The organism is Novosphingobium sp. TCA1 (genome assembly GCF_009811895.1).
In the GTDB taxonomy this organism is placed as follows: domain Bacteria; phylum Pseudomonadota; class Alphaproteobacteria; order Sphingomonadales; family Sphingomonadaceae; genus Novosphingobium; species Novosphingobium panipatense_A.
Genome location: NZ_BLJH01000016.1, coordinates 138,776 through 147,963 on the forward strand (window position 1 = coordinate 138,776; position 9,188 = coordinate 147,963).

At 64.0% G+C, this 9,188-nt stretch carries 6 protein-coding genes; 4 read left to right on the forward strand and 2 right to left on the reverse strand.

Annotated elements, in window-relative coordinates:
* Positions 1-10: 10 nt before the first annotated feature.
* A complete protein-coding gene (locus NTCA1_RS18035; RefSeq protein ID WP_159831269.1) occupies positions 11-1,282 on the reverse strand; it encodes a CynX/NimT family MFS transporter in 1,272 nt (423 codons plus the stop codon).
* Positions 1,283-1,632: 350 nt separating this feature from the next.
* Positions 1,633-4,014, reverse strand: coding sequence for a TonB-dependent receptor (locus NTCA1_RS18040; RefSeq protein WP_159831270.1), 2,382 nt, complete (start codon positions 4,012-4,014; stop codon positions 1,633-1,635).
* Positions 4,015-4,488: 474 nt separating this feature from the next.
* Between NTCA1_RS18040 and NTCA1_RS18045 the strand changes: the two genes are divergently transcribed.
* The 4 genes from NTCA1_RS18045 (at position 4,489) to NTCA1_RS18060 (ending at position 8,904) form a co-directional block, all read left to right on the forward strand.
* Positions 4,489-4,929, forward strand: coding sequence for an Rrf2 family transcriptional regulator (locus NTCA1_RS18045; RefSeq protein ID WP_086490963.1), 441 nt, complete (start codon positions 4,489-4,491; stop codon positions 4,927-4,929).
* Positions 4,930-5,199: 270 nt separating this feature from the next.
* Positions 5,200-5,430, forward strand: coding sequence for a YezD family protein (locus NTCA1_RS18050; RefSeq protein WP_086490750.1), 231 nt, complete (start codon positions 5,200-5,202; stop codon positions 5,428-5,430).
* A gap of 203 nt (positions 5,431-5,633) precedes the next feature.
* On the forward strand, positions 5,634-8,087 hold the full coding sequence (locus NTCA1_RS18055; protein ID WP_159831283.1) for a TonB-dependent receptor: 2,454 nt from the start codon (positions 5,634-5,636) through the stop codon (positions 8,085-8,087).
* Positions 8,088-8,121: 34 nt separating this feature from the next.
* Positions 8,122-8,904, forward strand: coding sequence for a sulfite exporter TauE/SafE family protein (locus tag NTCA1_RS18060; RefSeq protein ID WP_086490749.1), 783 nt, complete (start codon positions 8,122-8,124; stop codon positions 8,902-8,904).
* The last annotated feature ends 284 nt before the right edge of the window (positions 8,905-9,188 follow it).

Here is a 9,188-nt window from a genome sequence, read left to right on the forward strand (position 1 = left end):
GCCCCGTTCTCTACTCGGCTGGGACGAGTTCGCCTTCGCCCACGGTTTCGGGCTCGGTGACAGGGGCGGCAGACGGCGCCCGCAGGAACAGCACCGCGATTCCGGTGGCGGCGGCCAGCAGCAGTGCGAAGATCAGGATGGCCAGCGAGTAGCCGCCCGTCACGTCTGCGATCCGTCCCGCCAGAATCGGGCCGAGCACCGCGAACGTCGTGGCGGTGGTCGCCATGGCGGTCATGTCCCCGGCGATGCCCGCGCCGAAGTAGCGCAGCAGCAGGATATGGGCCGAGAGCCAGGCCATGCCCCAGCCCAGGCCGAACAGCGTGGCCGCCGCCGTGGCGACCATCACCAGCGAAGCCGACCACAGCAGCGCCATGGCCAGGGCCTGCAGGGCCAGGCCGGCGATCAGGATGCGGCGCGGGTCGATGCGCTCGCACAAGGTGCCAGTCAGGCCCTTGGCGCCGGTGCCCGCGAAGGCCAGCAGGCTCATGGCGATGGCGCCGGGTGCGGCGCCTTCACCGAGATTGGCGATATGGGCGACGAGGATCGAGTGCGCGGACGTCACGGCGGTCTGCACCACCGTCATGACGAGGGCGAGGATCAGGAAGCTCGGCGTGCGCAGCGCCTGGCGCACGGTCCAGAGGCTCTTTTGGGCAGGACCATCCTGCTCGTGCCCCCCCTGTTCGTAACTGGCTCCCTTGACCTGCTCCACGCTTTCCACCTTCACGGCGTCGCGGATGCAGACCAGGCAGATCAGGCCGAGCACGAAGGCGCTGATCGCCATGACCAGCCAGTGCAGGCGCCAGTCGCCGGTCATGCCGACGATGGCGCCGACGATCAGCGGCCCGGCAATGCCGCCCGCCGCACCGGCCATGAAGTAGAAGCCGATCATCCGCGCCGAAGTGCGCGGGAACCACGTCGCCAGCAGATAGACCGCAGGCGAGGGCGCGACCAGTGAGAAGCCGATGCCCATCAGCGTGGTGGCCACGAAGAACAGGGTCAGATGCTCGATCTGCGAGGCGATGAGGAAACCGGCGGCGAGTACGAGACAGCCCGCGAACATCGTCAGCCGGGTGCCGATCGATTTCATCAGCAGCGGCGGCAGGGGGCTGGCAAGCCCGCAGGCAAGGCCGAGCAGCGAGAAGCTGAAGCCTGCCGCCGCCTTCGACCAGCCAAGCTCCGCCACCATGGTGTAGAGCACATAGCCCAGCGAGGTGAAGGTCGTCGCCGTCACGAAGAAGAACCCCAGCGAGGCGGCGAATAGGACGAGGGCACTGCGCGGCATTGCAACTCCTGCGGGCTCCGTCCGGGTGGAATCGCCGGACCGACACGCCGTGCAGGCTCTCATGCTGCGGCTGCACACTCTTGATGATCGGCGCCTAGATAGTTGATCGCGGCGCAGGGACAAGGGAGTTGGGCTATGCCTGGCCGAAGAGCGGCTATGCCTCGCCGGGTCCGCTCAGGCCGAACTTGTCGAAGCCCCGGGCGGCGTGGCGCCTGGCCTCCCATCCTTCGACAGGCTCAGGATGAGCGGGGTGTGGGAGGTGAGGCCGCTTTTATGAATGAAAGGAACGCGCCGGCCTCGCAGCCGGCGCGTTCCTTCAAGACCAACGGTGCGGCCCGATTGGCTTTCGCTCAGAACTTGTAACCGACCGAAAGGATCACCTGACGCGGCGGGATATAGGTGTCCATCACCTGGGCGCTGCCGTAAGGGTCCGAGAAGCGCGAGTTGATGCCGTTCTTGTCGAACAGATTGATCGCGCGCAGCGTGATGTTGGTATTGGTGCCTTCCGGCTCGTACTTCAGCATTGCGTTGACCTGGGTGTACGAGGGGGTGAGGTCCACGTCGCCCTCGTTGAACAGGCGGTACTGGTACTTGCCGCGATAGATCAGCTGGGCGCGGGCGGTCAGTTCGCCGGGGCCGACCTTGCCGTTCCAGGTGGCCGCCACGTTGCCCTGCCAGCGCGGCAGCTTGGGCACGCGGTTGCCCTTGATGTCCGCACGCGCGGCGTCGCGGGCGAGCAGGGCGGGGTAGAAATTGCTCCAGAACAGATAGTCGGGATAGCCCGCGGCATTCTGGGCATTGGCGGCGTTGTTGGGGTCGAGCGCGAGGTAGTGCGAGGTGAACTCGCCTTCGAGGTACGACATCGAGGCATCGAAGCGCAGCCCCTCCGTCGGGATGTACGAGCCTTCCAGTTCGAGGCCGTAGACCCGCGCCTTGGGGGCATTGCTGATGCCCTCGCCGTAGAGGATGGGGTCTTCCTCCAGGAACTGCATGTTCCTGTAATTGTAGAGGAAGGCCGATCCGTTGATCTGGAGCGTGTCGCCCAGGAAGCGGTTCTTGGTGCCGATTTCGAAGGAATCCACGGTTTCCTGCTTGTAGGTCGGCAGGACCGCATAGCTGTTTCCGGTCGAGGCGGCGGAGTTGATGCCGCCCGGCTTGAAGCCGCGCGTCCAGCTGGCATAGACCATGTTGGCGGGCGTGATCTGGTAGTCGAGCGCGACTTTGCCGGTCCAGGCATCGCCCTTGCGTCCGCCGGTCGAGCTGGGCTGGAGATAGGCGCCCGAAGTCTGGCCCGAGGCGCCGCCCGACATCGAATCGAACATGCCGGTCGCCTTGTCGTGGTTGTAGCGCACGCCGGCCGTCAGCTTGAGCTGGCTGGTCAGGCTATAGGTGCCCTGCGCGAAGAAGGCATAGAGATCGCGCTTGATCGTCGAGAGTTCGGCATATGTCAGGCTGGATACGAGCGGATCGTTCCAGGCGGTGTTCGTGGGCAGGGCTTCCTGGAGGAAATTGTCGTCGTCGCTGCGGTATTCGTTGACGTACTGGCTGTTCGACGAGTGGAGATAGACGCCGCCGAGCACCCAGTTGAACGGGCCGGTGCCGTTGGAGGTCAGGTTGATTTCCTGGCTCCAGCTCTTGGTATCCGATTCCCACAGCGGAACGTGGTCGTAGGCGACCCCGGTGAAGCTGATCGGGTTGTAGGTCTGGGCATAGAACAGCGCGGTATCGAGCCCGTCCGCGTCCCAGGCCTGTTCGGAGTGGAGCTTCTGGTAGCCGGTGATCGACTTGATCGTGGCGAAAGGCGTCTCCCACTTCACGACGCCGGTATAGAGCTGGGTCTTCACCACCGACCTTCCGGGATAGTCCTGGGTCAGTTCGCGCGGGTCCGGGTTGGGGTCGAGGATGTTCTTCTGCGCCGGGCCGTTGGTGTTGCTGGTGAACTGCACGGTGTTCAGCACGATCGAGAAGTTGGAGGCGGGCTGCCACTTGGCGCCGAGCCGCCAGCCGGTCTCGTCCTGGTCGTCGAGGTCGTACTTGCGGGTGCCGGGCACTTCGGTGGCGTGGGCATAGCCGTCGTGCTTGGTGAACTGGAAGGCGCCGCGTACCGCCAGGGTATCGGAAAGCGGCACGTTCAGCGCGCCCGAGCCTTCCATGTAGTTGTAGTTGCCATACCCGGCGTTGACGTTGCCGCTCACGCTGTCGGTGCTCGGCTCGATCGAGACGACGTTGATGGTGCCGCCGGTCGATCCCTGGCCGAACAGGGTGCCTTGCGGGCCGCGCAGCACTTCCACTTGCGCGACGTCGATGAAGGCCGCGCTCGCGGCGATCGAGTTGAAGATATAGACGCCGTCGATGTGATAGGAGACGCCCGGCTGGGTATTGGTGTTCTCCGGCGTTTCCGAACCGACACCGCGAATGGTGATGATGCGCTCGCCGCCGCCGCTCTTGGCGACGACGAGGCCGGGAACCGTGCCGTTGAGGCCAGTGATGTCGTTGATATTGGCGGCCTTCAGCGTCTCGGACGTAATCGCGCTGACGGAAAGCGGCGCCTGTTGCAGGCTGACGTCGCGGCGCTCGGCAGTGACCACGATATCGGTCAGGCCTTCGGCCGGCGCGGCGGCGGCGGTTGCCGCTGCGGCAGCCGCGTCCTCGGCATGCGCGCTGGCCGAAGCGAATGCGAGAAGGGAGACGCTCGAGGCGAGCGCGTAGGCAATTCGTGACGTGCTGATCATGGTAGCTCCCCGGACAAAGTCAGACCGTTCCCGGTTGCGCGGCTCGTTTGTGGATTGGCCGCTTGCCGGAAAATCTGGCGCGGGGCGGGGGCGGGGTCTTGTGCATTTGCGAATAAGTACTTGATCGCTGTGTCACATGGAGATCGCCGGGCACGATGGAAAGTCCCGTTTTCGGCGGTATTTTCCGGTTAACGCGGATCGGGACGAAGCCGCAGGATCTTTCGCGGTGCAAAACGATTGCGCCGAGGACGCCTGTCGTCAGCAGGCGGTGAGCGTGACGACAAGACCCTGTGCCTGCGGCGGGGCAAGTGCCGGATGGGAAGTTCGGGCGCGCGCCTCCCGCAAGGCGAGCGCCGCCGCGTGAGGGCCGGTTTGCGACGGGTTTGCGAATTGCCAACCGATTCGACTGACAAACTGTGAAATCCCCGCTCAACGGCCTTGCCATGGCCGCTTTCGCTGCGGCATGACGGATGCGTGCTTTCGCAGAAAACCCGCTACGCCATTCGCGCCATGCAGCATCTTGCCGACCACTACGGTCAAGGCCCGATCCAGCTTGCCCAGATCGCGGAAGCACAGAACATTCCCGCCAAGTTCCTGACCACGATCCTGTCGGAACTCAGCCGCTTCGGCATCGTCGATTCCCAGCGCGGCAAGGACGGCGGCTATCGGCTGGCGGTTTCTCCGATCGACATCACCTATGGCGACCTGATCCGCCTGATGCGGGGATCGCTTGCCCTGGTGCCCTGCGCCAGCCGTTTCGCGCACGAGAAGTGCAAGAACTGCCTCGAGGAAGAGAATTGCCGCACCCGCGCGCTCATGCTGGAAGTGCGTGATCGCACTGCGGAACTGCTCGATGGGGTGCGCCTGTCCGACCGCATCGACCCCGTGCCCGCGCAGGCCGACAGCCAGAACTGAGCGCGCCGAGCAGATCGGGCCGCGATGGCCTCTGCGTAATCGATTAAAAAAGCAGGATAATATTCGATCGCTTGAGCGGGCGCGAATTCCTGCGCGCTCGAAATTGCCGAACCTCTCGAAGGGAGAAGGCACATATCGCTTCGGCGTAAAAAGATTTTGCTTTGCCGCGAAAACCAGAAACTTTCGGCTAGGCATATTGTCAACTTTTTAAGTTGAGAATACGAAGGCGTGGCGGCAGGGAAAGGCCGTGCTCGAAAGGGAAGATTCGCCATGTCTCAACCGTCAACGGATCATCAGAGATCGGGCCATCAGGTTTCCAGAGATCCGGGCGCCAGCAGTTCCGGCCCCAACAACTCTTCTAACACCAATGGCCGGGCAGCGCCGCTTCAGGTGGTGGCCGAAGCCCTGGACCACATGCGCTACGGCGTCATCCAGCTGACAGTTCACGACGGCAAGCTGGTGCAGCTCGACATCACGGAACGGCGGCGCTTCGCCTCGTAAGGCGCGCGCAAGCCCGGGACCATACCCGACCACAGGCCGACAGACCGGACCACCGGATGTGAAGCCCTTCAATTGAAAAGTTCGACCAGAAAGTTCGATCAGGGTTCGAACCCAAAAAGGGGGATTTCATGAGAAAGATCATCCGAGGGCCGCTACCGGCCCCGCTTCCGCTCGCCTGCCTGACGTTCACGATCGCCCCGCTGATGCTGGCCGCGAGCCCGGCCACGGCGGCAGAGGCGGCCGCAGAGCCTGCGGCGCCGGCGGCAAATGCTCCCGCGGATGCCGCTGACACGGCCGAACAGGATTCGCCGACCTCCATCGGCACCGGCGCCCACGATCGCGGCGGTGAGATCCTCGTCACCGCGCGTCGCCGCCAGGAATCGAGCCAGGAAGTGCCGCTGGCGATCTCGGTGGTCGGCGGGGAGCACATCGATTCCACCGGCTCCTTCAACGTGGGCCGTCTCCAGCAGTTGACGCCTACCCTGCAGTTCTATTCGTCGAACCCGCGCAACACGGCCGTGAACATTCGCGGCCTCGGTGTGCCGTTCGGCTTGACCAACGACGGCATCGAGCAGGGCGTCGGCATCTATATCGACGACGTCTACAATTCGCGCGTGGCCTCCGCCACGTTCGACTTCCTCGACGTCGCCCAGATCGAGGTGCTGCGCGGGCCGCAAGGCACGCTCTACGGCAAGAACACCACGGCAGGCGCGATCAACATCACGACCAACCAGCCGACCTTCGATTTCGAGGGCAAGGCCGAAGTCTCGATCGGCAACTACAACTTCAAGCAGGCCAAGGCCGCCGTTTCCGGCCCGCTGACCGACAAGCTGGCGGCGCGCCTGGCGATCTCTTCCACCGACCGGCGCGGCACGATCCGCAACGTCACCACCAACCAGTGGATCCAGAGCCAGGACAATCTCGGCCTGCGCGGACAACTGCTCTGGCAGCCGAACGAGGATCTGGCGATCACCCTGGCGGGCGATTTCAGCACGCAGGATGCCAATTGCTGCGGTTCGGTCTATGTCGGCACCGGCCTCACCCAGCGCGCGCTCAACCGTCAATACGCCGCGCTTGCCGCCGCGCAGGGCTATGTGCCGCCCAGCACCGATCCTTTCGATCGCCGCACCGACCTCGACACGCCGCTCAAGGCCAAGAACAAGATCGGCGGCGCCTCGCTGCGGGTGAAGTGGAACCTGGGCGAGGGCGAACTGACCTCGATCACCGCCTGGCGCTTCTGGGACTGGGATCCGTCCAACGACCGCGATTTCACCGGCCTGCCGATCGTGGCGCTCTCGCAGAATCCCTCGCAACAGGACCAATATACCCAGGAGCTGCGCTACAACTATAGCAGCGACAAGATCGATTTCGTGGTCGGCGCCTTCGGGTTCTACCAGCGCATCGACACCCAGGGCACGGAATCGCAGGGCTCGGCCGCCAGCCGCTGGAGCATCGCGCCTTCGAATGCCCTGTCGAACGATCCCTCGGTGCTGAACGGGCTCGTCGCCTACAATACGCAGTATCTCAAGAACACCAGCGCGGCGCTGTTCGGGCAGCTCAGCTGGCATCTCACGCCGGAGCTGACGCTTCAGCCGGGCGTCCGCCTGAACTACGACAAGAAGGAAGGCTATTACCAGCGCCGCGTCTTCGACGGACAGGGCAACGAACTGCTGCTGGGCCAGCCCTCCTACACCGCGCGCCAGACGGCGCAGCTCGCGATCTATACCCCGCAGGACATCTCGCCCGAGTTCAGCGACTGGAACTTCAGCTACGATTTCAACGCCAGCTACAAGATCACCCCGGACGTGCTGGTCTATGCGACTTATGCCAAGAGCTTCAAATCGGGCGGCATCAACCAGAACGGCGTTCCGGTGGATGCGCAGAACAATCCGATGCTGGCCTCCGCCACGGTGAAGCCGGAATCGGTCCACAATTATGAGTTGGGCATCAAGACCCAGTTCTGGGATCGCCGCGCCACCTTCAACCTCTCGATCTTCCGTACCGACATCGGCAATTATCAGGCCAATGTCTCCAACGGCCAGTACGGCGTGCTGCGCGGCTACCTCGCCAATGCGCAGAAGGTGCGTTCGCAGGGCGTGGAATGGGACTTCTCGGTCCGTCCGAGCGAGCGCTTCAACGCCTACGTCAATGGCGCCTATACCGACGCCACCTACCGCAAGTTCACCGACGCGCCGTGCCCGCCGGAGCTTTCGGGCGGCACCGTCGCAACCGGCACGCAGGTTCCCGGCGCTCCCGGCGTTCCGGGCGCGCTCAGCCCGGCCAACTGCAACATTTCGGGCCAGCGCCTGCCGGGCGTTTCGAAGTGGTCGTTCTCGTTCGGCGCGGAAGTGAACAACCCCGTCACCCTGCTCGGCCAGGAGGGCGAAGTCTACTTCGGCTATGACGGCAGCTACCGTTCGAACTTCTCGTCCAACCCTTCACCTTCGGCCTATACCTGGATCGACGGCTACAGCCTCTCGAACTTCCGGCTCGGCTTCCGGGCGGAAAGCGGATTTGACATCTACGGCTGGGTCCGCAACGCTTTCGACGAGAACTACTTCGACCAGCTTTTCGTCGGACCGGGCAACACCGGTCTGATCGCAGGGCTTCCCGGCGATCCGCGCACCTGGGGCATGACCGTCCGGTACAGCTTCTGATCCCCGCAATTTCTGGAACAGGGAGGACAACCTCATGTTCGATCTCGGCATAAGTCTTGGGGACATCGTGCCCTTCATCATCGTCGGATTTGCGGCGCAAGTCATCGACGGTGCCCTGGGCATGGCTTTCGGCGTCATCTCCCAGACGATGCTGGTCAGCGTCCTGGGCGTGGCCCCGGCCGCTGCCTCGGCCACTACCCACCTCGTGGAGATCTTCACGACGGGTGCTTCCGGCGCGAGCCATATCGTCCACCGCAACGTCGATTGGGGGCTGTTCAAGCGGCTGGTCCCCTTCGGCATCGCAGGCGGCGTTCTGGGGGCCTATGCGCTCTCCAATATCGATGCCTCTCTCGCGCGGCCTTATATCATGCTCTATCTGACGGGCATCGGCGTCTACCTGCTGATCAAGGCGATCCGCATGTCGAAGCCCCGCTTCGAGGATCCGCGCATGACTCGCCCGCTCGCCCTGGCCGGCGGTTTCCTCGATGCCGCCGGCGGCGGTGGCTGGGGGCCCGTCGTCACCTCGAACCTGCTGGTGCAGGGGGGAGATCCGGCCAAGGTGATCGGTACGGTGAATACGGCGGAGTTCCTGCTGGCGATGTCCATCTCGATCTCGTTCATCGCTACACTGGGCTTCAGCGCCTTCGGTGCGGCGACGATCGGCATGATCGTGGGCGGCGTGGCGGCAGCGCCCTTCGGGGCCTTGCTGGCGAAGCGGGTGCCGCCGCGTGTCCTGCTCTTCGCCGTGGCCCTGGTGCTGATCGCCACAAGCGTCTTCAGCATCGCCAAGGCGTGGGATCTGATTCCCGGGATCTGACTTTCGAATCGGAGGCGAATCACCGCCAACCGACGCAATTTCGGGCCGGAGCGACCACCAGTCGCTCCGGCCCGAATGGCATTGGCGCAGCGAGAGAGGAAAGCACCGCTTCCGAACCCCGCAGGAAACGGACATTTTTTTGAAAGAAGTCATTTTTTTGAAATTAGCGTGTTGACCGAATCATATGCCCCGCTTAGAGGGCCTCTCACCGCAGCGGACCATCTGGTTGCTACGGTCGCCAACAGAGACGGACAGCTTGTTCCCCCATCGCAAGAAAGCGGGGA